The organism is Mycobacterium sp. E1386 (genome assembly GCF_001672745.1).
Classification (GTDB): domain Bacteria; phylum Actinomycetota; class Actinomycetes; order Mycobacteriales; family Mycobacteriaceae; genus Mycobacterium.
This window is the reverse complement of record NZ_LZKH01000092.1, coordinates 1-24658: the sequence shown is the minus strand read 5'-3', so window position 1 is coordinate 24658 and position 24658 is coordinate 1. Positions and strand designations below refer to the sequence as shown.

25 protein-coding genes and 1 pseudogene are annotated in these 24658 nt (G+C 68.3%); 18 read left to right on the top strand and 8 right to left on the bottom strand.

Annotated features, from left to right (window positions below; translation table 11 throughout):
* Both A5709_RS28805 and A5709_RS10670 read right to left on the bottom strand, forming a co-directional pair.
* Positions 1–553: hypothetical protein (locus A5709_RS28805; RefSeq protein ID WP_231986952.1), on the bottom strand; the 553-nt coding region annotated here is incomplete at its 3' end.
* Between the two features lie 85 nt (positions 554–638).
* Complete coding sequence (locus A5709_RS10670) at positions 639–2465, bottom strand: acyl-CoA dehydrogenase (RefSeq protein ID WP_068011880.1); 1827 nt, start codon at positions 2463–2465, stop codon at positions 639–641.
* Positions 2466–2649: 184 nt separating this feature from the next.
* Between A5709_RS10670 and trxA the strand changes: the two genes are divergently transcribed.
* From trxA to A5709_RS10650, 4 genes are all read left to right on the top strand, one after another.
* Entirely contained in the window at positions 2650–3003 is a 354-nt protein-coding gene (gene trxA / locus A5709_RS10665) for a thioredoxin (RefSeq protein WP_067275529.1), read from the top strand.
* Between the two features lie 49 nt (positions 3004–3052).
* Positions 3053–3862 (top strand): enoyl-CoA hydratase, encoded by an 810-nt coding sequence (locus tag A5709_RS10660; RefSeq protein WP_068119803.1) that lies wholly within the window; start codon positions 3053–3055, stop codon positions 3860–3862.
* A 22-nt stretch (positions 3863–3884) separates the two neighbouring features.
* A complete protein-coding gene (locus A5709_RS10655) occupies positions 3885–5513 on the top strand; it encodes an ABC-F family ATP-binding cassette domain-containing protein (protein ID WP_067944569.1) in 1629 nt (542 codons plus the stop codon).
* A gap of 92 nt (positions 5514–5605) precedes the next feature.
* A complete protein-coding gene (locus tag A5709_RS10650) occupies positions 5606–5815 on the top strand; it encodes a helix-turn-helix domain-containing protein (RefSeq protein ID WP_068119801.1) in 210 nt (69 codons plus the stop codon).
* Between the two features lie 38 nt (positions 5816–5853).
* On the opposite strand, the gene A5709_RS10645 is transcribed toward A5709_RS10650, so the two are convergent.
* Both A5709_RS10645 and A5709_RS10640 read right to left on the bottom strand, forming a co-directional pair.
* Positions 5854–6435: a TetR/AcrR family transcriptional regulator gene (locus A5709_RS10645; protein ID WP_068011876.1), complete on the bottom strand. Its 582-nt coding sequence runs from the start codon at positions 6433–6435 to the stop codon at positions 5854–5856.
* 9 nt (positions 6436–6444) lie between these two features.
* Complete coding sequence (locus tag A5709_RS10640) at positions 6445–9264, bottom strand: aconitate hydratase (protein ID WP_197520114.1); 2820 nt, start codon at positions 9262–9264, stop codon at positions 6445–6447.
* Positions 9265–9464: 200 nt separating this feature from the next.
* Here A5709_RS10640 and A5709_RS10635 point away from each other — a divergent pair, with 200 nt between their 5' ends.
* From A5709_RS10635 to A5709_RS10595, 9 genes are all read left to right on the top strand, one after another.
* Positions 9465–10007 carry a DUF6676 family protein gene (locus A5709_RS10635; protein ID WP_068011875.1) on the top strand — a complete coding sequence of 181 codons (543 nt, stop codon included), beginning with the start codon at positions 9465–9467 and terminating at the stop codon, positions 10005–10007.
* A gap of 240 nt (positions 10008–10247) precedes the next feature.
* Complete coding sequence (ripA, locus tag A5709_RS10630; protein ID WP_068011874.1) at positions 10248–11687, top strand: NlpC/P60 family peptidoglycan endopeptidase RipA; 1440 nt, start codon at positions 10248–10250, stop codon at positions 11685–11687.
* Between the two features lie 25 nt (positions 11688–11712).
* Positions 11713–12453 carry an NlpC/P60 family peptidoglycan endopeptidase RipB gene (gene ripB, locus A5709_RS10625; protein WP_067944563.1) on the top strand — a complete coding sequence of 247 codons (741 nt, stop codon included), beginning with the start codon at positions 11713–11715 and terminating at the stop codon, positions 12451–12453.
* 152 nt (positions 12454–12605) lie between these two features.
* Positions 12606–13739 carry a MoxR family ATPase gene (locus tag A5709_RS10620; protein ID WP_067944562.1) on the top strand — a complete coding sequence of 378 codons (1134 nt, stop codon included), beginning with the start codon at positions 12606–12608 and terminating at the stop codon, positions 13737–13739.
* A gap of 38 nt (positions 13740–13777) precedes the next feature.
* Positions 13778–14689: a DUF58 domain-containing protein gene (locus A5709_RS10615; RefSeq protein ID WP_067741820.1), complete on the top strand. Its 912-nt coding sequence runs from the start codon at positions 13778–13780 to the stop codon at positions 14687–14689.
* Positions 14686–15693, top strand: a complete 1008-nt coding sequence (locus A5709_RS10610; RefSeq protein ID WP_067944561.1) for a VWA domain-containing protein — start codon at positions 14686–14688, stop codon at positions 15691–15693. The genes A5709_RS10615 and A5709_RS10610 overlap by 4 nt, the downstream gene beginning before the upstream one ends.
* A 138-nt stretch (positions 15694–15831) precedes the next feature.
* Positions 15832–16599: a 3-oxoacyl-ACP reductase FabG1 gene (fabG1, locus tag A5709_RS10605; protein ID WP_068011873.1), complete on the top strand. Its 768-nt coding sequence runs from the start codon at positions 15832–15834 to the stop codon at positions 16597–16599.
* 29 nt (positions 16600–16628) lie between these two features.
* On the top strand, positions 16629–17438 hold the full coding sequence (inhA, locus tag A5709_RS10600; protein ID WP_066958259.1) for an NADH-dependent enoyl-ACP reductase InhA: 810 nt from the start codon (positions 16629–16631) through the stop codon (positions 17436–17438).
* Positions 17439–17444: 6 nt separating this feature from the next.
* Positions 17445–18455 (top strand): ferrochelatase, encoded by a 1011-nt coding sequence (locus tag A5709_RS10595; protein WP_068119797.1) that lies wholly within the window; start codon positions 17445–17447, stop codon positions 18453–18455.
* Here A5709_RS10595 and A5709_RS10590 read toward each other — a convergent pair whose 3' ends face one another.
* Positions 18456–19379 (bottom strand): hypothetical protein, encoded by a 924-nt coding sequence (locus A5709_RS10590; RefSeq protein WP_067944558.1) that lies wholly within the window; start codon positions 19377–19379, stop codon positions 18456–18458.
* 57 nt (positions 19380–19436) lie between these two features.
* On the opposite strand from A5709_RS10590, the gene A5709_RS10585 reads away from it, so the two are divergent.
* The 3 genes from A5709_RS10585 to A5709_RS10575 are packed head-to-tail and all read left to right on the top strand — an operon-like array spanning position 19437 to position 21426.
* Entirely contained in the window at positions 19437–19874 is a 438-nt protein-coding gene (locus A5709_RS10585) for an NfeD family protein (protein ID WP_067944557.1), read from the top strand.
* Between the two features lie 49 nt (positions 19875–19923).
* Positions 19924–21060, top strand: coding sequence for an SPFH domain-containing protein (locus tag A5709_RS10580; protein WP_067944556.1), 1137 nt, complete (start codon positions 19924–19926; stop codon positions 21058–21060).
* A gap of 9 nt (positions 21061–21069) precedes the next feature.
* Positions 21070–21426, top strand: coding sequence for a DoxX family protein (locus A5709_RS10575; protein ID WP_067944555.1), 357 nt, complete (start codon positions 21070–21072; stop codon positions 21424–21426).
* On the opposite strand, the gene A5709_RS10570 is transcribed toward A5709_RS10575, so the two are convergent.
* The 3 genes from A5709_RS10570 to A5709_RS27410 form a co-directional block, all read right to left on the bottom strand.
* Complete coding sequence (locus A5709_RS10570) at positions 21423–21839, bottom strand: nitroreductase family deazaflavin-dependent oxidoreductase (RefSeq protein ID WP_082975651.1); 417 nt, start codon at positions 21837–21839, stop codon at positions 21423–21425. The two genes, A5709_RS10575 and A5709_RS10570, sit on opposite strands and share 4 nt — an antisense overlap.
* 79 nt (positions 21840–21918) lie before the next feature.
* On the bottom strand, positions 21919–22536 hold the full coding sequence (locus A5709_RS10565) for a TetR/AcrR family transcriptional regulator (RefSeq protein ID WP_068119792.1): 618 nt from the start codon (positions 22534–22536) through the stop codon (positions 21919–21921).
* Between the two features lie 134 nt (positions 22537–22670).
* Complete coding sequence (locus A5709_RS27410) at positions 22671–23063, bottom strand: hypothetical protein (protein ID WP_082973836.1); 393 nt, start codon at positions 23061–23063, stop codon at positions 22671–22673.
* A 215-nt stretch (positions 23064–23278) separates the two neighbouring features.
* Between A5709_RS27410 and A5709_RS10560 the strand changes: the two genes are divergently transcribed.
* Positions 23279–23992, top strand: a complete 714-nt coding sequence (locus A5709_RS10560; protein WP_369806136.1) for a response regulator transcription factor — start codon at positions 23279–23281, stop codon at positions 23990–23992.
* A pseudogene (locus A5709_RS10555) lies at positions 23989–24405 on the top strand (two-component sensor histidine kinase); the annotation flags it as partial. The gene A5709_RS10560 and the pseudogene A5709_RS10555, both read left to right, overlap by 4 nt.
* Positions 24406–24658 lie beyond the last annotated feature (253 nt).

The following is a 24658-nucleotide window of genomic DNA, read 5'->3' as shown; positions in this document are numbered from 1 at the left end:
TTGATGCACCTTTCAGCGTTGTAGTCCTAGACCCGCCGTAATAACTGCGTTCGCCGCGGCGCTGCGAGCCCGGGGGCGGCGGGGTGGAGGAACCCGGGCCGGAGCCCTGACCCGCCGGCTTGGCCGGGCAGGCGCCGTTGACCGAGGGGCTGACCTTCACGGACGCCGCCGTGACGGGCTGGCCGCCCTGGGTTTCCTGGGTGGGCCGCACGGTCACGCAGCTGCCGGAGGTCACGTCGGTCAGCGCGGCGGGGGTGGTCTCGGTGACCTTGGTGGTCGAGGTGAAGTTCACCGCGGCGGTGGAGTTGTCTTCCTTGGTCACCTGGACGGAGTTGCCCGCCACCGACGCGATCAGGCCGCTGAGCCGGGCTTCGCCGCTGGCCGGGGCGGGCGACGTGGTCGTCGAGGTCACCACCGAGGTGGACGTCGAGGTCGACGTGCTCGGGCCCGCTTTGTTGGACGAGCTGCACGCGGCGACGGACAACGCGGCGACCCCGGTGACCGCGAGGACGGCGAACCGGGTGCGCCGGGAGGTTGGACAGCTGGCAGACATCAACGTTCTCCAATCGTGGTTGGACGCAACGGAATGGGTATTACCCGTCGAAGCTGTAGCTAACCTGTGTGTAATGGCGGGGCGGTCAGAACGCCTGTTCCGGAACGCGCATGATCTCGCCGTCAATGGACTCGATGACTTTGCGCAGGGACGTGAGCTTCGGAAGCATGTTCTTGGCGAAGAACGCCGCGGTCGCCACCTTGCCGCGATAGAAGGCGGCGTCGGTCGGCGCCGCGTCGGCCAACGCCGCGTGCGCGACACCCGCCTGCACCAGCAATCGCCAGCCGATGAGCAGATCGCCCACCGCGAGCAGGTAGCGCACCGATCCGAGGCCCACTTTGTAGATCTCGCCCGGATGTTGGGCGGCGGACATCAGGTATCCGGTCAACGCGCCCGTCATCGCCATCACCTCGTCGAGCGCGGTCTGCAGCAGTTGGGCCTGCGGCTCGAGGGCCTCGTCGCAGCCATCGATGGTCTCGGTGATCTGAGCCGTCACGAACTGCAGGGCCTCGCCGCGGTCGCGAACGATCTTGCGGAAGAAGAAGTCCAGCGCCTGGATTGCGGTGGTGCCCTCGTAGAGCGAATCGATCTTGGAGTCGCGGATGTATTGCTCGAGGGGATAGTCCTGCAGGAAGCCCGAACCGCCCAGCGTCTGCAGTGACTCGGTCAGCACTTCGTAGGCCCGTTCGGAGCTCACGCCCTTCACGATCGGCAGCAGTAAGTCGTCGACGCGGTGCGCCATCTGATGGTCCGCTCCCGAAACATGCTGCGCCACAGCATCATCCTGATGCGCGGCGGCATACAGGTACAGCGCCCGCAGACCCTCGGCGTAGGCCTTCTGCGTCATCAGGCTGCGGCGCACGTCGGGGTGATGGATGATGGTGACCCGCGGCGCGGTCTTGTCGGACATCTGCGTCAGATCCGCGCCCTGCACCCGCTCCTTGGCGAACGCCAGCGCGTTGAGGTAGCCCGTGGACAGGGTGCCGGCGGCCTTCACTCCAATCGTCATGCGCGCGTGCTCGATCACGGTGAACATCTGCGCGATCCCGTTGTGCACGTCGCCGACCAGGTAACCGACAGCGGGCAAATCCGTTGCGCCGAAGGTCAATTCGCATGTCGGGGAGGACTTGATCCCCATCTTGTGTTCCAGCCCGGTGGCGAAGACCCCGTTGCGCGCGCCGATCTCGAACGTTTCCGGGTCGAACAGGAATTGCGGGACGTAGAACAGGCTGAGCCCCTTGGTGCCCGGGCCGGCGCCCTCCGGCCGGGCCAGTACCAGGTGAAAGATGTTTTCGGCGGTGTCGCCCACGTCGCCGCCGGAGATGAACCGCTTGACGCCCTCGATGTGCCAGGTGCCGTCGGGCTGTGCGATGGCCTTCGCCCGACCGGCGCCGACGTCGGAGCCCGCGTCGGGCTCGGTGAGCACCATGGTGGCCGCCCAGCCGCGCTCCACGCCCTCCGCCGCCCAGCGCCGCTGTTCCTCGTTGCCCTCGACGTACAGCGCCTGGGCCATCAACGGGCCGAGGCAGAAGAAGTTGGCGGAAGGGTTCGCGCAGATGATCATTTCGTTGACCGCCCACGCCAGCGGTGGCGGTGCGGCCATGCCGCCGATCTCTTCGTCGAGCATCAGCCGCCACCAGCCGGCCTCCTTGATCACCTGCACGGTCTTCACCAACTCGTCCGGCACGCTGATCGTGTGCTCGGCGGGGTCGAAGACCGGCGGGTTGCGGTCGGCGAACGCGAAGGATTCGGCCACCGGGCCCTCCGCCAGGCGGGCGGCTTCGGCCAGGATCGTTCGCGCCGTTTCCACGTCGAGGTCGCTATAGCTTCCGGAGCCCAGCACAGCTCCCACGTCGAGCACTTCGAACAGATTGAACTCGAGATCACGGACGTTAGCGATGTAGTGGCCCAACGCGATTTCCTCACTGGTCCCTGAGGCGGCGAATCGTCCGCATCAGTGTGTCCGACGTGGGAAAACGTACGCAACCGTAACCTACGGTGGGCCGCGGCCCGGTAACGCGTCGATGTCGTCGGGACGAACCTCGGCCCTGCGGTAGCCCGGGAACACCACGTCGCGGTCCGGCGTTGGAGCAAATGTGACAACACTGGATCTCACCGCTGAGAAGTTCAACGAAACCATCGAGGGCAACGACATCGTGCTCGTCGATTTCTGGGCGTCCTGGTGCGGGCCGTGCCGCCAGTTCGGACCCACCTTCCAGGCGTCCGCAGAGAAGCACCCCGACATCGTGCACGCCAAGGTCGACACCGAGGCCGAGCAGCAGCTGGCCGCGGCCGCCCAGATCCGCTCCATCCCCACGCTGATGGCCTTCAAGAAGGGCAAGCTGCTCTTCAACCAGGCCGGGGCGCTGCCGCCGGCCGCTCTCGAAGACCTGGTGCAGCAAATCAAGGCGTTCGACGTCGACGCGGCCCAGGCCGGTCAAGGCGAATAGCCCCCACATCGCGGCGCAGGCAGGGTGGCCTACGCGCTAGGTTGCTTGGGTGAGTCTGGTACTGGTAGAGCACCCGCGGCCCGGCGTCGCGCTGATAACCCTCAATCGGCCCGAGCGGATGAACTCCATGGCGTTCGACGTCATGGTGCCGCTCAAAGAGGCCCTGGAGAAGGTCAGGTACGACAATTCGGTGCGCGTGGTCGTGCTGACCGGGGCGGGCCGGGGGTTCTCCTCGGGCGCCGACCACAAGTCCGCGGGCTCGGTGCCCCACGTCGAGGGGCTGACCCGCCCGACCTACGCGCTGCGTTCGATGGAGATCCTCGACGAGGTCATCCTGGGGCTGCGGCGCCTGCATCAGCCGGTGATCGCCGCCGTGAACGGCCCGGCCATCGGCGGCGGCCTGTGTCTGGCGCTGGCCGCCGACATCCGGGTCGCGTCGACCGGCGCGTACTTTCGCGCCGCCGGCATCAACAACGGCCTGACCGCCAGCGAGCTGGGGCTGAGCTACCTGTTGCCCCGGGCCATCGGCTCGTCGCGGGCGTTCGAAATCATGCTGACCGGCCGCGACGTCACCGCGGAGGAGGCCGAGCGCATCGGTCTGGTGTCGTGCCAGGTGCCCGACGAGCAGCTGCTCGACACCTGCTACGCCATCGCCGCGCGCATAGCGGCGTTCTCACGGCCGGGAATCGAGTTGACCAAGCGCACACTGTGGAGTGGACTAGACGCCGGTAGCCTGGAAGGGCACATGCAAGCCGAAGGCTTGGGTCAGCTGTTCGTTCGTTTGCTCACCGCCAACTTCGAAGAAGCGGTTGCCGCGCGCGCCGAACGACGCCCGCCGGTATTCACCGACGACAAATAGCCGCAAGCATTAGGGAGAAGATGTGATCACGGCCACGGACCTCGAGGTCCGCGCTGGGGCGCGCATCCTGCTCTCACCCGACGGCCCGGACCTGCGCGTGCAGCCCGGCGACCGCATCGGGCTGGTCGGCCGCAACGGTGCGGGCAAGACGACGACCCTGCGCATCCTGGCGGGGGAAACCGAGCCGTACGCAGGAGCCGTCGCACGCGCCGGTGAAATCGGTTATCTGCCACAGGATCCCAAAGAAGGCGACCTCGAGGTGCTGGCCCGCGACCGCGTCCTGTCGGCCCGCGGCCTGGATGTCCTGCTCACCGATCTGGAAAAGCAGCAGGCATTGATGGCCGAGGTCGCCGACGACGACGCCCGCGACCGCGCCATCCGCCGCTACGGACAGCTGGAGGAGCGGTTCGTCGCGTTGGGCGGCTACGGCGCCGAGAGCGAGGCCAGCCGCATCTGCGCCAGCCTCGGACTGCCGGACCGGGTGCTGACGCAGAAGCTGCGCACGCTGTCCGGCGGGCAGCGCCGCCGGGTGGAGCTCGCGCGCATCCTGTTCGCCGCGTCCGACACCGGGGCGGGCTCGTCGACCACCCTGCTGCTCGACGAGCCGACCAACCACCTGGACGCGGATTCGGTTGGCTGGCTGCGCGATTTCCTGCGGTCGCACACCGGAGGCCTGGTCATCATCAGCCACAACGTCGAGCTGCTCGCCGATGTGGTGAACCGGGTGTGGTTCCTGGACGCCGTGCGCGGCGAGGTCGACGTCTACAACATGGGCTGGCAGAAGTACCTGGACGCCCGGGCCACCGACGAACAGCGGCGCCGTCGCGAACGCGCCAACGCCGAACGCAAGGCCGCCGCCTTGCGCACGCAAGCCGCCAAGCTGGGCGCCAAGGCCACCAAAGCCGTTGCGGCACAGAATATGCTGCGCCGCGCCGACCGGATGATGGCCGCGCTCGACGAGGAGCGGGTCGCCGACAAGGTGGCCCGCATCAAGTTCCCCACTCCCGCCCCGTGCGGGCGCACCCCGCTGGTCGCCAAGGGGCTGAGCAAGTCATACGGGTCGCTGGAGGTGTTCAGCGGTGTCGATCTGGCCATCGACCGCGGCTCGCGGGTGGTGGTGCTGGGACTCAACGGGGCTGGCAAGACCACGCTGCTGCGGCTGCTGGCCGGCACCGAGAAACCCGACACCGGCGGGCTGGAGCCCGGACACGGTTTGCGCATGGGTTATTTCGCGCAGGAGCACGACACCCTCGACAACGACGCGAGCGTCTGGGAGAACATCCGGCACGCCGCTCCCGACACGGGCGAGCAGGACCTGCGCGGCCTGCTCGGCGCGTTCATGTTCAGCGGGCCCCAGCTCGACCAGCCGGCGGGCACCCTGTCGGGCGGCGAGAAAACCCGGCTCGCGCTCGCGGGCCTGGTGGCGTCCACGGCGAACGTCCTGCTGCTCGACGAGCCGACGAACAACCTCGATCCCGCCTCGCGCGAACAGGTGCTGGACGCGCTGCGCAGCTACCAGGGTGCGGTGGTGCTGGTGACGCACGACCCCGGTGCCGCCGAAGCCCTCGACCCGCAGCGCGTTGTGCTGCTGCCCGACGGCACCGAGGATTTCTGGTCCGACGAATACCGGGACCTGATCGAGCTCGCCTGACTTCTGGGTGCTTTTCGCCAATTCCGCCCGCGGCCGACGGCGGGTTCTTACTCTGGGTGCTTGTCGATCGTGTTCGGGCGCGGAGGGCATCCATGAAAACGACACCGCAAAGGTCGAAGCAGACCCGCGAACAGTTGCTGTTCGAGCTGCGCAGCGCCTATGAGGGCGGGGCCAGCATCCGCACGCTGGCCGCGTCCACCGGCAGGTCGTACGGATCGGTACACAGCATGCTGCTGCAGGCCGGTGCCACGATGCGCGGCCGGGGCGGGCCCAACCACACCTCGCGATCAGCCCGGGTATAGCGTCACTGCGAAATCACGTCCCCTTGTTCGCAGTGGCGCTACACCTGCGGCCCAGAGTCGTTGCGGCGCACCGAATTCTCCACCAGGTCGAGCACGGCGGACAACCGGCGCGGATCTTCGCCTGACGCCAGCCGGGCCACCAGGCCGTCGAGCACCAACTCCAGGTAGCACTGCAAAACGTCCCCGGGAACGTCGTCGCGCACCCGGTGCGCCTCCTTCTGCCGGCGCAACCGATCGGTCGTCGCCGCCGCCAATTCCGCGGACCGCTCCGCCCAGCCGCGGCTGAACTCCGGGTCGTTGCGCAGCTTGCGCGCGATCTCCAACCTGGTCGCCAGCCAGTCGAACTGGTCGGGCGCGGCGAGCATGTCGCGCATCACCTGGATGAGGCCCGCGCGCGACGCCACGTCGGCCATCCGCTCGGCATCCTCGTGCGCCAGCGCGAAGAACAGCGCATCCTTGTCGCGGAAGTGGTGGAAGATCGCACCGCGCGACATCCCGATCGCCTGTTCCAGCCGGCGCACCGTGGCCTTGTCGTAGCCGTATTCGGCGAAGCAGCGGCGGGCACCGTCGAGGATCTGGCGGCGGCGCGCCGCCAGATGGCCCTCGCTTACCTTGGGCACGACTGGGGACTAGCCGGACTTCAGCATGTTGCGCAGCACGTACTGCAGGATGCCGCCGTTGCGGTAGTAGTCGGCTTCTCCCGGGGTGTCGATGCGCACCACCGCGTCGAACTCGACCGGGTCGCCCGAGTCCTTGCTGGCCTTGACGCGCACCGTCTTTGGCGTCTTGCCGTCGTTGAGCGCCTCGATGCCGGTGATGTCGAACACCTCGGTGCCGTCCAGCCCCAGCTCCTTGGCGGACTTGCCTTCGGGGAACTGCAGCGGGATCACGCCCATGCCGATCAGGTTGGAGCGGTGGATGCGCTCGAACGACTCGGCGATCACCGCCCGCACGCCCAGCAGCAGCGTGCCCTTGGCCGCCCAGTCGCGTGAGGAGCCGGACCCGTATTCTTTACCGCCCAGCACCACCAGCGGAATGTCCTGCGCCGCATAGTTTTGCGCGGCGTCATAGATGAACGCCTGCGGGGCGCCGTCCTGGGTGAAGTCGCGGGTGTAGCCGCCGGAAACGTCGTCGAGCAGTTGGTTACGCAGCCGGATGTTGGCGAAGGTGCCGCGAATCATCACCTCGTGGTTGCCGCGCCGGGAGCCGAAGGAGTTGTAGTCCTTGCGATCGACGCCGTGCTCGTCGAGGTACTGCGCCGCGGGCGTCCCCGGCTTGATGGCACCGGCGGGGGAGATGTGGTCGGTGGTCACCGAGTCGCCGAGCAGCGCCAGCGCCCGGGCGCCGGTGATGTCTTTCACCGGTTCCGGGTCGGCGGACATCCCCTCGAAGTACGGGGGCTTACGCACGTAGGTCGAATCCTGGTTCCACTCAAAGGTATTGCCGCTCGGGGTGGGCAGGTTGCGCCAGCGCTCGTCGCCCTTGAACACGTCGGCGTAGTTCTTGGTGAACATCTCCTGGCTGATCGCCGAGGCGATGGTGTCCGACACGTCCTTCTGCGACGGCCAGATGTCCTTGAGGAAGACGTCGTTGCCGTCCTTGTCGGTGCCCAGCGGCTGCTTTTCGAAGTCGAAGTCCATGGTCCCGGCCAACGCGTAGGCGACCACCAGCGGCGGGGACGCCAGGTAGTTCATTTTCACGTCGGGGTTGATCCGGCCCTCGAAGTTGCGGTTACCGGACAGCACCGCCGACACCGACAGGTCGTTGTCGTTGATCGCCTTGGAAATCTCCTCGGGCAGCGGACCGGAATTACCGATGCACGTGGTGCAGCCGTAGCCGACGAGGTAGAAGCCGAGCTTCTCCAAATACGGCCACAGGCCGGCCTTGTCGTAGTAGTCGTGGACCACCTGCGAGCCTGGCGCCATGGTCGTCTTCACCCACGGCTTGGACGTCAGGCCCTTCTCTACGGCGTTGCGGGCCAGCAGCGCCGCACCCAGCATCACCTCGGGGTTGGAGGTGTTGGTGCACGACGTGATGGCCGCGATCACCACCGCGCCGTGGTCGAGCTCGAACTCCCCGCGGTCTTCGGAGCGCACCCGCACCGGGTTGCTCACCCGGCCCTTGGCATGTGCCGCAGCCGATTCGAACTTCGGGGCGTCGTCGGCATGACCGTTCTCCAGCGCGCCGGGGTCGCTGGCCGGGAAGGACTCGTCGACCGCCTCGTCGAGCTTGGAGTACTCCTTCTTGTCGGGGTCGTCGCCGACGTAGTCGCCGATCTGCCCGCGGAAGGTGGACTTGGCCTCCGACAACGCGATCCGGTCCTGCGGACGCTTCGGCCCGGCGATCGAGGGCACCACGTCGGACAGGTTGAGTTCGAGGTATTCGGAGAAGGCCGGCTCGTGCTTGGGGTCGTGCCACATGCCCTGCTCTTTGGCGTATGCCTCAACCAGCGCGAGTTGCTCTTCGTTGCGGCCGGTGAACCGCAGGTAGGAGATGGTCTCCTCGTCGATCGGGAAAATCGCTGCGGTGGAGCCGAATTCGGGACTCATGTTGCCCAGGGTGGCGCGGTTGGCCAGTGGCACCTCGGCCACGCCCTCGCCGTAGAACTCGACGAACTTGCCGACCACGCCGTGCTTGCGGAGCATCTCGGTGACGGTCAGCACGACGTCGGTGGCGGTGACGCCCGCCTGGATCTCACCGGTCAGCTTGAACCCGACGACCCGCGGGATCAGCATCGACACCGGCTGACCGAGCATCGCGGCCTCGGCTTCGATGCCGCCCACGCCCCAGCCCAGCACGCCCAGGCCGTTGACCATCGTGGTGTGCGAGTCGGTGCCCACGCAGGTGTCGGGGTAGGCCACGCCGTCGCGGTCCATCACCACGCTGGCCAGGTATTCGATGTTCACCTGGTGGACGATGCCGGTGCCCGGCGGCACCACCTTGAAGTCGCGGAAAGCGCCTTGGCCCCAACGCAAGAACTGGTAGCGCTCCCCGTTGCGCTGGTACTCGATTTCGACGTTGCGCTCGAAGGCGTCGGCGGTGCCGAACAGGTCGGCGATCACCGAGTGGTCGATCACCAGGTCGGCCGGCGCCAGCGGGTTCACCTTCTCCGCCTTGCCGCCCAGGTCGCCGATGGCCTCGCGCATGGTGGCCAAGTCGACGATGCACGGCACCCCGGTGAAGTCCTGCATCACGACGCGGGCGGGCGTGTACTGGATCTCAATGCTGGGCTCCGCCTTGGGATCCCAGTTCGCGATGGCCTCGATGTGGTCCTTGGTGATGTTGCTGCCGTCCTCGTTGCGCAGCAAGTTCTCGGCGAGGACTTTGAGGCTGTAGGGGAGTTTCTCGGTGTTGGGAACGGCGTCGAGACGATAGATCTGATAACTCTTGTCGCCGACCTTCAGGGTGTCGCGTGCTCCGAATGAGTTCACAGAATCTTCTTTAGTCACTTCAACTCCCGGGATTAAGTTCTTCCGCCGACGGGCCGTGCCGGCGGTGCGGTGCTACTTTAACAGTACGCTTGTCCTGCATTACGGCGGGGCGCCCGTAGTCCCAGTCTTGTCGCGTAAGTCGACGGTTTAAACCCCCCGAAACGAAGTCGCGTACGGTGCCTGTAGCGCTTTCGCCGTCAAAGGGCAGGAGGGACATCATGACCTTGCATCCGGTCCTACCCGTCTACATCCCGCAAGACGTCGACATGACCGCGGTCAAGGCGCAGGTCGCCGCCACCGGCGTCAGCGCGCCGGCGGCGGACATGCCGGGTCTCCTGCACATCGTCGACGAGGCCCATGCCAAGGGCATCAACCTCAAGATCGTGCTGCTCGATCACAACCCTCCGAACGACACCCCGCTGCGCGACATCTCCACCGTGGTCGGCGCCGACTACCACGACTCGACGGTCTTGACGCTGAGCCCGAGCTACGTCGGCAGCTACAGCACCCAGTTCCCGCGCGTCACGCTGGAGGCCGGCGAGGACATCGCCAAGACGGGTAACCCGGTGGTCTCGGCGCAACACTTCGTCAACGAGCTGAGCGCCCCGGAGTTTCCCTGGACGGGCTTGACCATCTTCCTGTTGCTCGCCGTGTTCGCGGCGGCCGTCGGGACCCGAATGCTGCAGGTGCGCAGCCGCCGCTCAGCAACCGCGGAGGATTCGGCGGGGGCGCAGGAAGTGACGCCCACCAACACGGCCTAGCCACCCGTATCCGCCCCGGCCGGCTCCGTCGGTCGGGCTCTGGGGCATCGTCCCGGCAAACCCGGTAGATAACCGTTCGGTCACATTAAACGCACGTAGAGAGTGCGATTTCTGTGGAGCGTTTGCACGCCTAATAGTGTGACGTACGGTGCAAATGATGCTGGTGTTGTCTTTGGCGCCCTTGACGAACTCTGTGGTCGGCGCCGCCCGTCGCGTTGAGCCGTAGGAGACCTGAGTCGAATGAGACGCATACGCCGGGGCTCCACTGCGCGGCCGGCCTCAAGGCTGGCCCGGCCTGTCGTGCCGTCGGTCGTGAGCGTGGCCCTGCTGCTCTGCACGCCCGGGCTGGCACACGGTGACCCCGCCGCGGACAGCTTGGCCGGGTTGATCGCCAACGTCGCGAAGGCCAACCAACGCCTGGAAAATCTGAGCGCCGAGATTCAGACCGAACAGGAGAGCGTCAACAAGGCCCTGGTCGACGTCGAGACCGCCCGGGACAACGCCGCCGCCGCCCAACACGACCTCGAGACCAGCCAGCAGTCGGTCAAGGACGCCAACGCCGCGATCGCCGCGGCGCAGCAGCGCTTCGACACATTCGCGGCGGCCACCTATATGAATGGCCCGTCGAGCGGTTACCTGACCGCCAGCAGCCCGGACGACATCATCGCCACCGAGGCCGCCGCCCAGACGCTGTCGTCGAGTTCCCGGACGGTGATGGCCAAGCTGCAGCGGGCGCGGACCGAACAGGTGAACAAGGAATCGGCGGCGCGGCTGGCCAAGCAGAAGGCCGACAAGGCCGCGGCCGACGCCAAGGGCAGCCAGGACGCCGCGGTGGCTGCGCTGACCGACTCCAAGCGCAAGTTCGACGAACAGCGCGACCAAATCGCTCGCCTGGCCGCCGAACGCGACGAGGCTCAGGCCAAACTCGAAGCGGCCAAACGGCAGTGGGCTTCCGGCCCGGGCGGCGGACCCGCTGCGCCGGCGTCGGGCGACCGGTGGGAGACCGGCTCAGCGGGCGCGCCCGCGCCGCAGGCCGGGGCCCGCCGCTGGGACGGCGCCTGGGACCCCACCCTGCCGATGATTCCCAGCGCGAACGTCCCGGGTGACCCGATCGCGGTCATCAACCAGGTGCTGGGCATCTCGGCGACCTCGACGCAGGTCACCGCCGGGCTGGGCCGCAACTTCCTGCAGCAGCTCGGCATTCTCAAGCCCGACGACACCGGCATCACCAACGCGGCCCCGGGCGGGACGTCCGGGCGGATCCCCCGGGTCTACGGGCGCCAGGCCACCGAGTACGTGATCCGGCGCGGGATGTCGCAGATCGGCGTGCCCTACTCCTGGGGCGGCGGCAACGCGGCCGGGCCGAGCAAGGGCATCGACTCCGGGGCCGGCATCACCGGCTTCGACTGTTCGGGCCTGGTCCTCTATTCGTTCGCCGGAGTGGGCATCAAGCTGCCGCACTACTCGGGCTCGCAGTACAACCTGGGCCGCAAGATCCCGTCGTCGCAGATGCGCCGCGGCGACGTCATCTTCTACGGCCCCGGCGGCAGCCAGCACGTGACGATCTACCTCGGTGACGGCCAAATGCTCGAGGCTCCGGACATCGGTCTGAAAGTCCGCGTCGCGCCGGTGCGCACCAGCGGTATGACGCCCTACGTGGTCCGCTACATCGAGTGGTGAACGAATGAGAACTGAACGGGGAGCCATGCGCCGCAAGCGGATTCGTCTGATCAACTTCGCCTGGATCACCACCGTGGTGACCGGGCTGATGTTGTCTTCGGCCATTTCCGGGGCCACCCCCGCCACGGCCGACCCCGGCGGCGCGTGGGATCCGACTCTGCCGGCGACGATCAGCGCGGGCGCCCCTGGTGATCCGCTCGCCGTCGCCAATGCGTCGCTGCAGGCCACCGCGCAGGCCACCCAAACGACGATGGACCTGGGCAGGCAATTCCTGGGCGGCCTCGGAATCAACATCCTGGGGGATCCGGCTCCGGCCGCGGCCACCCCCACCAATCCCGGCGGCAAGATCCCGCGGGTCTACGGCCGGCAGGCCATCGAGTACGTGATCAAGCGGATGGGCTCCCAGATGGGTGTGCCGTACTCGTGGGGTGGTGGCTCGCTGGACGGTCCCAGCAAGGGCGTCGGCGACGGCGCCAACATCAACGGCTTCGACTGCTCGGGGCTGATGCGCTACGGCTTCGCCGGGGTCGGCGTGCTGATCCCGCGGTTCTCCGGCGACCAGTACAACGCGGGCCGGCACATCCCGCAGGACCAGGCCAGGCGCGGTGACCTGATCTTCTACGGGCCGAACGGCGGCCAGCACGTCACCATGTATCTGGGCAACGGCCAGATGCTGGAGGCGTCCAGCCTCGCCGGCAAGGTGACCATCAGCCCGGTTCGCAAGCCCGGCATGACGCCGTTCCTGACTAGGATCATCGAGTACTGATCCAGGTGTGTTCGCCCGGCGGGATCCCGGGGGCGAACCACCAGCGTCGACGGAATCCGGCGGGCCTGGAATAGTTGGACGCGGGCACGTCGCGGCCCCACGACAGTCGTGGTGCAAGCAGTCGTGTCCGATTGAGCTGTGGAGGGTTATTGATGACAGCAGCAGGTGGGCCGCCTCCGGGCGCCAGCGGTTACTCGGGCCCGGGTGGCCCTTCCGGCTCGCCGGCCCATGACGCGCCGTCCGGCGGCGGCAACGGCCTGGCCGCCGAGGTCCACACCCTGGAGCGCGCCATCTTCGAGGTCAAGCGCATCATCGTCGGGCAGGATCAGCTCGTCGAGCGCATGCTGGTCGGTCTGCTCTCCAAGGGGCACGTGTTGCTCGAGGGTGTCCCCGGCGTGGCCAAGACGTTGGCCGTCGAGACCTTCGCCAAGGTCGTGGGCGGCACATTCGCCCGCATCCAGTTCACCCCCGACCTGGTGCCCACCGACATCATCGGTACCCGCATCTACCGGCAGGGCAAGGAAGAATTCGACACCGAGCTCGGCCCGGTGGTGGTGAACTTCCTGCTCGCCGACGAGATCAACCGCGCGCCGGCCAAGGTGCAGTCGGCGCTGCTGGAGGTCATGCAAGAACGCCACGTCTCGATCGGCGGCAAGACCTTCGACCTGCCCAACCCGTTTCTGGTGATGGCAACGCAGAACCCGATCGAGCACGAGGGCGTGTACCCGCTGCCCGAGGCCCAGCGCGACCGCTTCCTGTTCAAGATCAACGTCGGCTACCCGTCGCCGGAAGAGGAGCGGGAGATCATCTACCGGATGGGCGTGCGGCCGCCGGAGCCCAAGCAGATCCTGAACACCGGCGACCTGCTGCGCCTGCAGGAGATCGCGGCCAACAACTTCGTCCACCACGCGCTGGTCGACTACGTGGTGCGCGTCGTGACGGCCACCCGCCATCCCGAGCAGCTCGGGATGAACGACGTCAAGTCGTGGATCTCGTTCGGTGCGTCCCCGCGTGCGTCGCTGGGCATCATCGCCGCGTCCCGGTCGCTGGCGCTGGTGCGCGGCCGCGACTACGTGATCCCGCAGGACGTCGTGGACGTCATTCCCGACGTGCTGCGGCACCGCCTGGTGCTCACCTACGACGCGCTGGCCGACGAGATCTCGCCGGAGATCGTCATCAACCGGGTCCTGCAGACGGTTGCCCTGCCTCAGGTCAATGCCGTTCCGCAGCAGGGGCAGTCGGTGCCCCCGGTGATGCAGGCCGCCGGCGCGGCCAGCGGTCGGTGACGGACCCCCAGCAGCCGGCGGTGCCACACCCGCCGTCGATGCAGCGCGGGCAGATCGTCGACCCGAAGCTGGCGGCGGCGCTGCGACAACTCGAGCTGACGGTCAAGCGCAAGCTCGACGGTGTCCTGCACGGCGACCACCTCGGCCTGATCCCCGGGCCGGGTTCCGAGCCGGGGGAGTCGCGCGAGTACCAGCCCGGCGACGACGTACGGCGGATGGACTGGGCCGTGACCGCGCGCACCATGCACCCCCACGTCCGGCAGATGATCGCCGACCGCGAGCTGGAGACGTGGATGGTGGTCGACATGTCGGCCAGCCTGGACTTCGGCACCGTCGGGTGCGAGAAGCGGGACCTGGCCGTCGCGGCCGCGGCCGCTATCACGTTCCTCAACAGCGGCGGCGGCAACCGGCTCGGCGCGCTGATCGCCAACGGCGAGACGATGGTCCGGGTTCCGGCGCGCTCCGGGCGTCAGCACGAGCAGACGCTGCTGCGCACCATCGCCACCACCCCCAGGGCCCCGGTCGGGGTGCGCGGCGACCTGGCGATGGCCATCGACGCGTTGCGCCGCCCGGAACGCCGCCGCGGCATGGCGGTGATCATCAGCGACTTCCTCGGTCCGATCAACTGGATGCGCCCGCTGCGGGCGATCGCGGCCCGGCACGAGGTGCTTGCCATCGAGGTGCTCGACCCGCGCGACGTCGAACTGCCCGACATCGGCGACGTCGTGCTGCAGGACGCCGAGTCCGGCGTGACCCGCGAATTCACCATCGACGCGCAGCTGCGTGACGATTTCGCCAAGGCGGCCGCGGCGCACCGCGCCGAGGTGGCCCGCACGATCCGCAGCTGCGGGGCCCCGGTGCTGACGCTGCGCACCGACCGCGATTGGATCGCCGACATCGTCCGGTTCGTCGAGTCCCGCCGGCGCGGTGCATTGGCGGGGCGGCAGTGACATTGCCGCTCCTCGGCCCGATGTCCTTGTCGGGCTTCGAACACTCGTGGTTCTTTCTGTTCCTGCTCGTCGTCGCCGGGCTCGCCGCGATGTACGTCCTCATGCAGCTGGCGCGACAGCGGCGGATGCTGCGATTCGCCAACATGGAGCTATTGGAAAGCGTTGCGCCCCAACGGCCTTCGCGCTGGCGGCATGTCCCGGCGATGCTGCTGGTGGCGTCGCTGGTGTTGTTCACCATCGCGATGGCCGGGCCGACGCACGACGTCCGCATTCCGCGCAACCGCGCGGTGGTGATGCTGGTGATCGACGTGTCGCAGTCGATGCGAGCCACCGACGTGCAGCCCAATCGGATGGCGGCCGCACAGGAGGCGGCCAAGCAGTTCGCCGACGAGCTGACCCCGGGCATCAACCTGGGGCTGATCGAGTATGCGGGGACCGCCACCGTGCTGGTGCAACCGACGACCAACCGGGACGCGACCAAGAACGGGCTGGACAAGCTGCAGTTCGCCGACCGCACCGCCACGGGCGAGGGCATCTTCACCGCTTTGCAGGCCATCGCGACGGTGGGCGCGGTGATCGGGGGAGGCGACAAGCCGCCGCCGGCGCGCATCGTGTTGTTCTCCGACGGCAAGGAGACGATGCCGACCAACCCGGACAACCCGAAGGGCGCGTTCACCGCCGCGCGCACGGCCAAAGACCAGGGTGTGCCCATCTCGACGATTTCGTTCGGCACCCCGTATGGCTTCGTCGAGATCAATGACCAGCGCCAGCCGGTGCCCGTCGACGATTCCACGATGAAGAAGGTCGCCGAGCTCTCCGGCGGGAGCTGGTACAGCGCCGGTAGTTTGGCCGAGCTGAAAAACGTGTACGCGACGCTGCAGCAGCAGATCGGCTACGAGACGATCAAAGGCGACGCCAGCGTGGGCTGGGTGCGGTTGGGTGCGTTGGTGTTGGCGTTGGCGGCGCTGGCGGCGCTGCTCATCAACCGCCGCCTGCCGACGTAGTTGTTGTTCCGTTTGCTCGTCGGCCCCGGCGCGCGAGCGTAGTCAGACTGCTATTTTCGGCCCAGAATTTCGCAGTGTCATTGCGCTCGCGGACGAGGCGATTTCAACCACGCGAAGCCCAGGCGCTAGGTTGACGGGGTGACTGACACGGCCACCGAGAACACCACCGAAAGTGCCGCCGACGGCGGCAAACCCGCATTCGTATCCCGTTCGGTCCTGGTGACGGGCGGAAACCGGGGAATCGGTCTGGCGATCGCGCGGCGGCTGGCGGCCGACGGCCACAAGGTCGCCGTCACGCACCGCGGATCCGGGGCGCCCGAGGGGCTGTTCGGCGTGGTGTGCGACGTCACCGACAACGACGCGGTCGACCGCGCGTTCAAAGAGGTCGAGGAGCACCAGGGTCCGGTCGAGGTGCTGGTGTCCAACGCCGGCATCTCCAAGGACGCCTTCCTCATCCGAATGACCGAGGATCGCTTCGAGGAGGTCATCAACGCCAACCTCACCGGGGCGTTCCGCGTGGCCCAGCGGGCGTCGCGCAGCATGCAGCGCAAGCGGTTCGGCCGCATCATCTTCATCGGATCGGTGTCCGGGATGTGGGGCATCGGCAACCAGTCCAACTACGCGGCCGCCAAAGCCGGCCTGATCGGCATGGCCCGCTCGATCTCCCGGGAGCTGTCCAAGGCCGGGGTGACCGCCAACGTGGTCGCCCCCGGCTACATCGACACCGAGATGACCCGCGCGCTGGACGAGCGGATCCAGGCGGGCGCACTGGAATTCATCCCGGCCAAGCGGGTCGGCACCGCCGAGGACGTCGCCGGGGCGGTCAGCTTCCTGGCATCCGAGGATGCGGGCTACATCGCCGGCGCGGTCATCCCGGTCGACGGCGGCATGGGCATGGGCCACTGAGTTCAACCACGAAGACATTAAGGACGGACATGGCAGGACTGCTCGACGGCAAACGGATTCTGGTCTCCGGGATCATCACCGACTCGTCGATCGCGTTTCACATCGCCAAGGCGGCCCAGGAGGCGGGAGCGCAGTTGGTGCTGACCGGGTTCGACCGGTTGCGCCTGATTCAGCGCATCGCCGACCGGCTGCCGGAGAAGGCCCCGCTGATCGAACTCGACGTGCAGAACGAGGAGCACCTCAACAGCCTCGCCGAGCGGGTCACCGCCGAGATCGGTGAGGGCAACAAGCTGGACGGCGTGGTGCACTCGATCGGCTTCATGCCGCAGACCGGGATGGGCATCAACCCGTTCTTCGACGCGCCGTATGAGGACGTCTCCAAGGGCATCCATATCTCCGCGTATTCGTATGCGTCGCTGGCCAAGGCGCTGTTGCCGATCATGAATCCCGGCGGGTCCATCGTCGGCATGGACTTCGACCCCAGCCGGGCCATGCCGGCCTACAACTGGATGACGGTGGCCAAGAGCGCGCTCGAATCGGTCAACCGGTTCGTCGCCCGCGAGGCGGGCAAGTTCGGGGTGCGCTCGAATCTCGTTGCAGCGGGCCCCATCCGAACGCTGGCGATGAGCGCGATCGTCGGCGGTGCGCTCGGTGAGGAGGCCGGCGCCCAGATGCAGCTGCTGGAAGAGGGCTGGGACCAGCGCGCGCCGATCGGCTGGAACATGAAAGACCCCACACCGGTCGCCAAGACGGTGTGCGCCCTGCTCTCGGACTGGCTGCCGGCCACCACCGGCACCATCATTTTCGCCGACGGCGGCGCCAGCACGCAGTTACTCTAGGCTGCAATGGATTTCGATGCCGTCCTGCTGCTGTCCTTCGGCGGGCCGGAGGGGCCCGAGCAGGTGCGGCCGTTCCTGGAGAACGTCACCCGCGGGCGCAACGTGCCGCCCGAACGCCTGGACGACGTCGCAGAGCACTACCTGCATTTCGGTGGGGTGTCACCGATCAATGGGATCAACCGCGCCCTGATCACCGAGCTCCGGGCGGAACTGGATCTACCGATCTACTTCGGCAACCGCAACTGGGATCCCTACGTCGAAGACGCGGTTGCGGCCATGCGCGACAACGGTGTTCGGCGGGCCGCGGTGTTCACCACGTCGGCGTGGAGCGGCTACTCCGGCTGCACGCAGTACACCGAAGACATCGCCCGGGCGCGCAGCGCCGCCGGACCCGGCGCGCCCGAGCTGGTCAAGCTGCGGCGATATTTCGACCACCCGCTCTTCGTCGAGATGTTCGCCGGTGCCGTCGCGGACGCGGCGCGGAGCGTGCCCGATGGCGCACGCCTGGTGTTCACCGCCCATTCGGTTCCGGTGGCCGCTGACCAGCGCCTCGGCCCGAGGCTCTACAGCCGTCAAGTCGCCTATGCCACAAGGCTTGTCGCGGCCGCGGCGGGTTATTCCGATTTCGATCTGGCCTGGCAGTCGCGTTCGGGCCCACCGCAGGTGCCGTGGCTGGAGCCCAGCGTCGAGGACCATCTCACGGCGCTGGCCGCGGCGGGCACCGAGGCCGTCATCGTCTGCCCGATCGGGTTCGTCGCCGACCACATCGAGGTGGTCTGGGATCTCGACGAGGAGTTGCGCGCCCAAGCCGACGCGGCGGGGCTGGTGTTCGCCAGGGCCGCCACACCCAATGCCGATCGCCGATTCGCCCGGCTGGCCGCCGATCTCATCGATGAACTGCGCACCGGCCGGGAGCCGGCCCGGGTGGCCGGCCCCGACCCGGTGCCCGGTTGTCTGGCCAGCGTCGACGGCGCGCCGTGCCGTCCGCCGCATTGCGTCGCGTCCGAATTCGGCTAGTCAGCCCCACGCCGAGTGCAAGATCGCGGTGACGGCCGCCATCCGCGCCGAACGCACCACTCCGGTCAGCGGCCGCAGCGCGTCGCTGGCGATTTGGGCCTCGGAAGAGGATTGGGTGCCAAACGGCTCCGGACCGGCGACGACCGGAGCGGTGAACCGCTCGGGGGAGTCGGGTGATCGACTGAGTCCGGCGCTGACCGCGATGATGGCGTCGACGTGCGCCGCGTTCTCCAGCACCCGCAGCGCCCGGGTCGGCGCGTGTTCGGGAACCCGGTGCTGCCGTGTGGATTCCAGCAATTGCTCGACGAGTCCCCGCGGATCGTCGATGTCGGCCGCGGCCGTTCCCAGCCCGATGGCGCCAAGCGCGTCGGCGGCCGACCGCACGGCCGACCGCAGTTGGTATTCCGCGTCGCCGAGCTCGTAGTGGTCGAGAACCGGCGCGCCCGGCAGCGAGTACACCGTCCAGGACAATGCGCACAGTTCAGGGAAGTCCTCCGGCTCTTCGTCGTAGGAGAACTCGGGGACCAGCCCGACGGCGGTGGCGGGATCGTGTGGGTTGGCGATGATGATCGCCTCACCCGCGGCCAGGGCGTCGCGCTCGAACTGTGTTCCCGGGGCAAGCCCGCGCACGTCGCCGGGCACGGGCAAAAGCATGTTGATCGTCCCGCGCAACCGGCCCGGGCCGTCCGGAGTGGGCGCCGACCGGCCGACCGCGGCGCGCAGCGTCTGCAGCAGCGTCACCGTTCCGGCGTCGTGCACATCGGGCCACGGCAGCCCGGTGTGACCGGCGGCGACCGCATCATACGCGGTGACCGATTGCTTTGGCGCCCATACCGATAACGCGTCCAAGACGTCGTCGGGCGCGGCCTTGCCTGCGAGCCAGGCGTTGGCCCACAAGGACAGCGAGACACTGGGACACCACACGATTCCGCAGTGTAGTTGTTTTGCCCGGCAAAGGCGGATCACGCGTATTCTGGCCGCATGCACGCCGCGGTGCTTTGGCTAATATTCGCGCTGGTGCTTGCCGGTGCGGAGGCGCTCACCGGCCATATGTTTTTGGTGATGCTCGGCGGCGGTGCGCTGGCCGCCGCAATCACAAGCTGGCTGACGGACTGGCCCGGCTGGGCGGACGGGATCGTGTTCCTCGTCGTCTCCGTCCTGTTGCTGGTGCTGGTCCGGCCCGCGCTGCGGCGACGACTGACACCCCCGCCCGCGACGCAACTGGGCATCGAGGCGCTGCAGGGTAAAAACGCGCTGGTGCTCGAGCGGATCTCCCGCGACGATGGGCGGGTGAAGCTCGACGGCGAGGTGTGGACCGCGCGTCCGCTCAACGAGGGGGATGTCTACGAACCGGGGGAGTCGGTGACCGTCTTGCAGATCGACGGCGCCACGGCGGTGGTCTTCAAGAGCGGTCCATAACGGCCGTGCGAGGACGTCGCCAGAGACCCTGGTAGAGAAAGGAACTGCCGTGCAAGGTGCGGTTGCTGGTTTGGTGTTGTTGGTCGTCCTGGTGATATTCGCCATTGTCGTGGTCGCCAAGTCGGTGGCCCTGATACCGCAGGCGGAGGCCGCGGTGATCGAGCGGCTGGGTCGATACAGCCGGACGGTCAGTGGTCAGTTGACGTTGTTGGTGCCGTTCATCGACCGGGTCCGCGCGCGGGTGGACCTCCGTGAGCGGGTGGTGTCATTCCCGCCGCAGCCGGTGATCACCGAGGACAACCTGACCCTCAACATCGACACCGTGGTCTACTTCCAGGTCACCGTCCCGCAGGCGGCCGTCTACGAGATCAGCAACTACATCGTCGGCGTCGAGCAGCTCACCACCACGACTCTGCGCAACGTGGTGGGCGGCATGACGCTCGAGCAGACGCTGACCTCACGCGATCAGATCAACGGTCAATTGCGCGGCGTGCTCGACGAGGCGACCGGCCGGTGGGGCCTGCGGGTCGCCCGGGTCGAGTTGCGCAGCATCGACCCGCCGCCGTCCATCCAGGCGTCGATGGAAAAGCAGATGAAGGCCGACCGCGAGAAGCGGGCGATGATCCTCACCGCCGAAGGGAACCGGCAGGCCGCGATCACACAGGCCGAAGGCGCCAAGCAGGCGCAGATCCTGGCCGCCGAGGGTGCCAAGCAGGCCGCGATCCTGGCCGCCGAGGCCGACCGGCAGTCCCGCATGCTGCGCGCGCAGGGTGAGCGCGCCGCGGCGTACCTGCGGGCACAGGGGCAGGCCAAGGCCATCGAGAAGACGTTCGCCGCGATCAAGGCCGGCAGGCCCACCCCGGAGATGCTGGCCTACCAGTACCTGCAGACCCTCCCGGAGATGGCGCGCGGTGACGCCAACAAGGTGTGGGTGGTGCCGAGCGACTTCAACGCGGCGCTGCAGGGGTTCACCAGAATGCTGGGCACCCCGGGTCAGGACGGAGTGTTCCGGTTCGAGCCCTCCCCGGTCGACGACACACCTCAACACGCCGCCGAATCGGATGACGCGGAGATCGCCGACTGGTTCTCCACCGAGACCGATCCCGCGATCGCCCAGGCGGTGGCCAAGGCCGAAGCGAGCGCCCGCCAACCGGTGGACGGCACGCCGCCGCAACTGGCCCAATAGGATTGCCCGATGAGCCTTTTCACTTCGCCGAAGACCTACGTGGCGCTCGGCGCCTTCCACGCCGTGGACGCCGTCTTGTGCGGCGTCCAGGTGGCGCCCATCAGGAAGGTTCTCGATGACGTCGGGTTGCCGGAGAACGTTCGGCCGGTGCTGCCGGCGGTGAAGGGGGCAGCCGCCGTGGGCCTGCTGTCGGTCACCCGGTTCCCCGTCCTGGCGCGGGTGACGACGTTGATGCTGACGGTCTATTTCGTCTTGGCGCTCGGCGCGCACATCCGGGTGCGCGACAAGGTCGTCAACGCCCTCCCCGCGGCGATGTTCCTGGCCACGTTCGCCGTGATGACGGCGAAGGGGCCCGACCGCAACTAGTCGAGGCGCAACTCGACCAGCGGCAGCGGTGTGTCGGTCTCGGTGATCGGAAGCCCGAGCGTTTCCTCCAGGACCGGCCGCATCTGTTCCCAGGCCTTGCGATGACGGCTGACGTAGGCGGCCAGCGCGCGGTCGGCCTCCTGTTGGTCGAGGATGCGCGCGATGGCGCGCCGGGGCGCGCGGCTGCCGGCGTAGACACGGACCCGCGGGTTGGCCTCGATGTTGCGGAACCACTGCGCCTTTCGGCCGAAACCGGAGGCGACGACGTAGGTCTCCGGTGCGGGGTGACCGACCACCTCCAGCACCACGTAGCGCGGCGCGCCGGATTTGCGGCCAATGTGCTCGAGCATCAGCAAGCGCGAGCCGAACAGCGCGCCGGCGCGGGCCTTATAGAGCCAGACGGGTGCGCGCATGAGTCGACGCGAGCGCAGCAGGCGCGCGCCGGCGCTGGCGAAAAGGGTTGTGCTGGACACCTTTACCTCCATTTCTCGGTCAACCGCTGCTGAGTCCGTCGCGATAGATCGCAAACACCTCGCCGGCCCACCGCCGCATTCCCGCATCCGAGAGCGGATCCATGCCGAGGACTTCGGTCAGGCGGGGGCGCAGCGTCAGCACCGCGAGGTCATTGACGAGTAGGAACGCCGCGCGCGCCTCGGCGTCCGCGCCGGGGCTGGCCGTTCCGGCCGCAACCATCGCGTCCAGAGTGGCGCGGCTGAGCCGGAAGAGCCGGTCGAACAACGCCGAGCCCGCGCGGCCCCCGGTGATCAACAGCCGGCTCAGGTACGCCGGGATCGCCGAGTCGGGGGGCAGGTAGGTGGCCAGGCCGTCGAGCAGGCTCGGCACCGCGGTGGGCTCGAGCCCAACCATGGCGGTCTGCTCGGTCATCCGGGTCAGCAACGCTTCGAAGGTCGCGACGACGTGACTGTCGACGACCTCGATCAGCCCGTCCTTCGAGCCATAGTGCCTGATGAGCAGGGCCGGTGAGACGCCCGCCGCGGTCGCGATGTCGCGCAGGGTGACCGCGTCGGGGCCACGCTCGGCGATCAGTCTCAGCGCTTCGTCCCGGATCCGCGCTCTGGCAGTGCGGTCGTCCGGCAGTGGTGAATGCACGTTTACAATTGTAAACGAACGTTTACATGGTCAGCCAGCCGCTGCCCTTTGACCTCAGGCGTGCGGTGCCGGCGGCAGCGGGCGAGACGGCCGCCGCCGCCACGATTTGATGGATCGTGACGGCGGCGGACCGGTCAGCTGTGCGGGGACGGTTGCCCCGGCGGGGAGGTCTCACCGGGAGGCCAGGGTCCATGCGGTGGCGCGGGCGGCCCGGGCGGGCCGGGCGGCGGCGCAAACCCGAAACCGCCCATCGGACCGCCCATCGGCGGGGGCGGCGGCGGTCCGTGCTGCAGCGCCATCATCGGCGGTGGCCCGGGCGGTAGCGGCGGCCCGGGCGGTCCGGGCGGTCCGGCGCTGATTATCCAGGCGAAGGCGATCGCCGCGATGGTGCCCGCCGCGCCGATCATCGCGCCAGCTACCCCGACTCCGACCACCACGCCGGTGGAGTGCCGGCGGGGCTCGCGTGGGGGATGGGCGGCCGGCGGCGGCGCGGGTGGATGGGTATCGATCTCATCGTTTGTGGTCATGGCACCGGACGGTAGGAGGCGGAACTGAAGTGGACCTGAAGAAACTTGTGTCCCGTGAGTCACTCGTGTCACCAGCGAAGGTGCGCGGCGTTCTGCCCGCCTCACAGCGACATTGCTAGGACCCCGCCCGGGGAGCGGGCATGTCGCTGCGGTGACCCAAGGGTCCGCGCGACCGCTTCAGGTTGGTTTCAGAACGTGCGCCGACAATGGGAGGCATGACGAACGGACCCCGGGCCGCCGCCGGCCACTTCAGCGTCGGCGCGCCCCGGGTCCTGGTGGTCGAGGACTCCGAGACGATTCGCGAGATGGTCAGCGAGGCGCTCACCGACGTCGGCTACCACACCGTCGGTCGCTGTGACGGCGACGGGCTCGAGGAGGCGCTGGACGGCCTGCGGCCGGACCTGGTGGTGCTCGACGTCATGCTGCCGGGGCGCGATGGCTTCGACCTCATCGATGTCATCCGCGACTGGGGCGATGTCGGGATCGTCCTGATCACGGCTCGCGACGGCCTGGAAGATCGGCTGCGCGGGCTGGACGGCGGGGCCGACGACTATGTGATCAAACCGTTCGAGCTGGCCGAACTGGTGTCACGGGTCGGCGCGGTGTTGCGCCGGCGCGGACGGCTGCCGAAAGTCGTTCAACTCGGCGACCTGATGCTCGACGCCGACGCCGGCGTGGCCGCGCGCAACGGTTGTCGCCTCGACCTGACGGCAACCGAGCTGCGGCTGCTGTCCTTCCTCGCGGAGCAGCGCGGCCGCATCGTCAGTGCCGGCCAGATCCTGAACGCCGTGTGGGGGTACGACGCCTACGACCCCAACCTGGTCCAAGTGCACGTGAGCGGCTTGCGGCGCAAGCTCGAAGCCCACGGGCCGCGGATACTGCACACCGTGCGCGGCATCGGCTACCGGCTGCAACCCCAGCGATCATGACGACGCGGACCCCCTCCCTGCAGCGCCGGGTGACGCTCGTGGTGGTGGCGCTGCTGGCCCTGCTGCTGGTGGTGCTCGGCGTCACCATCGACGTCAGCCTGGGCGTCATCGCCCGCCGGAACCTGCACGACCGGCTGCTCGCGGCGGCGTCGCGCGCCGAGGCGCTGGACGCCGCGCACACCTCACCCGATCTGCTCGCCGCCGAACTCAACGGCGGCGGGGTGCGCGCGCTGCTGGTCACCGCCGACGGCGCCGCCTACGGCGACCGCGGCATCAGCCCCGATACCGTCGCCGGTCCGGTGGCCCCGCCGCCCTTTCCACCCCCGCCGGCACCGCCGCCATGGGAACCCGGGCCGAATGTCCCACCGCCCTGGCCACCGCCGTCAACCGGTCCAGCGGGCGCAGCGCCACCCGGCTGACCGCCACCAACAACAGTGCGGCGACAGCCAGCGTCGCCACGCCCGCCCCGACCATCAGCAGCCGCAACTGGTGCGTCACCTGCGTGGTTTGGGTCGTGTCGGCGACCAGGATCACCCGGGCGCCGTCCGGCAACGGACGCACCATGGCCGTCGCGCTGACATCCGGTAGGGGCGGGGGCGGTGGTGGTCCGTGCTGCAGCGCCATCATCGGCGGTGGCCCGGGCGGTAGCGGCGGCCCGGGCGGTCC

Excerpts from the sequence above, each read along its gene's own strand:
- A5709_RS10650 (WP_068119801.1), top strand. The coding sequence starts at position 5,606 with ATGAAAACGACACCGCAAAGGTCGAAGCAGACCCGCGAACAGTTGCTG.
- A5709_RS10635 (WP_068011875.1), top strand. The coding sequence starts at position 9,465 with ATGACCTTGCATCCGGTCCTACCCGTCTACATCCCGCAAGACGTCGAC.
- ripA (WP_068011874.1), top strand. The coding sequence starts at position 10,248 with ATGAGACGCATACGCCGGGGCTCCACTGCGCGGCCGGCCTCAAGGCTG.
- ripB (WP_067944563.1), top strand. The coding sequence starts at position 11,713 with ATGCGCCGCAAGCGGATTCGTCTGATCAACTTCGCCTGGATCACCACC.
- A5709_RS10620 (WP_067944562.1), top strand. The coding sequence starts at position 12,606 with ATGACAGCAGCAGGTGGGCCGCCTCCGGGCGCCAGCGGTTACTCGGGC.
- A5709_RS10615 (WP_067741820.1), top strand. The coding sequence starts at position 13,778 with ATGCAGCGCGGGCAGATCGTCGACCCGAAGCTGGCGGCGGCGCTGCGA.
- inhA (WP_066958259.1), top strand. The coding sequence starts at position 16,629 with ATGGCAGGACTGCTCGACGGCAAACGGATTCTGGTCTCCGGGATCATC.
- A5709_RS10595 (WP_068119797.1), top strand. The coding sequence starts at position 17,445 with ATGGATTTCGATGCCGTCCTGCTGCTGTCCTTCGGCGGGCCGGAGGGG.
- A5709_RS10585 (WP_067944557.1), top strand. The coding sequence starts at position 19,437 with ATGCACGCCGCGGTGCTTTGGCTAATATTCGCGCTGGTGCTTGCCGGT.
- A5709_RS10575 (WP_067944555.1), top strand. The coding sequence starts at position 21,070 with ATGAGCCTTTTCACTTCGCCGAAGACCTACGTGGCGCTCGGCGCCTTC.
- A5709_RS10570 (WP_082975651.1), bottom strand. The coding sequence starts at position 21,839 with ATGCGCGCACCCGTCTGGCTCTATAAGGCCCGCGCCGGCGCGCTGTTC.
- A5709_RS27410 (WP_082973836.1), bottom strand. The coding sequence starts at position 23,063 with ATGACCACAAACGATGAGATCGATACCCATCCACCCGCGCCGCCGCCG.
- A5709_RS10560 (WP_369806136.1), top strand. The coding sequence starts at position 23,279 with ATGACGAACGGACCCCGGGCCGCCGCCGGCCACTTCAGCGTCGGCGCG.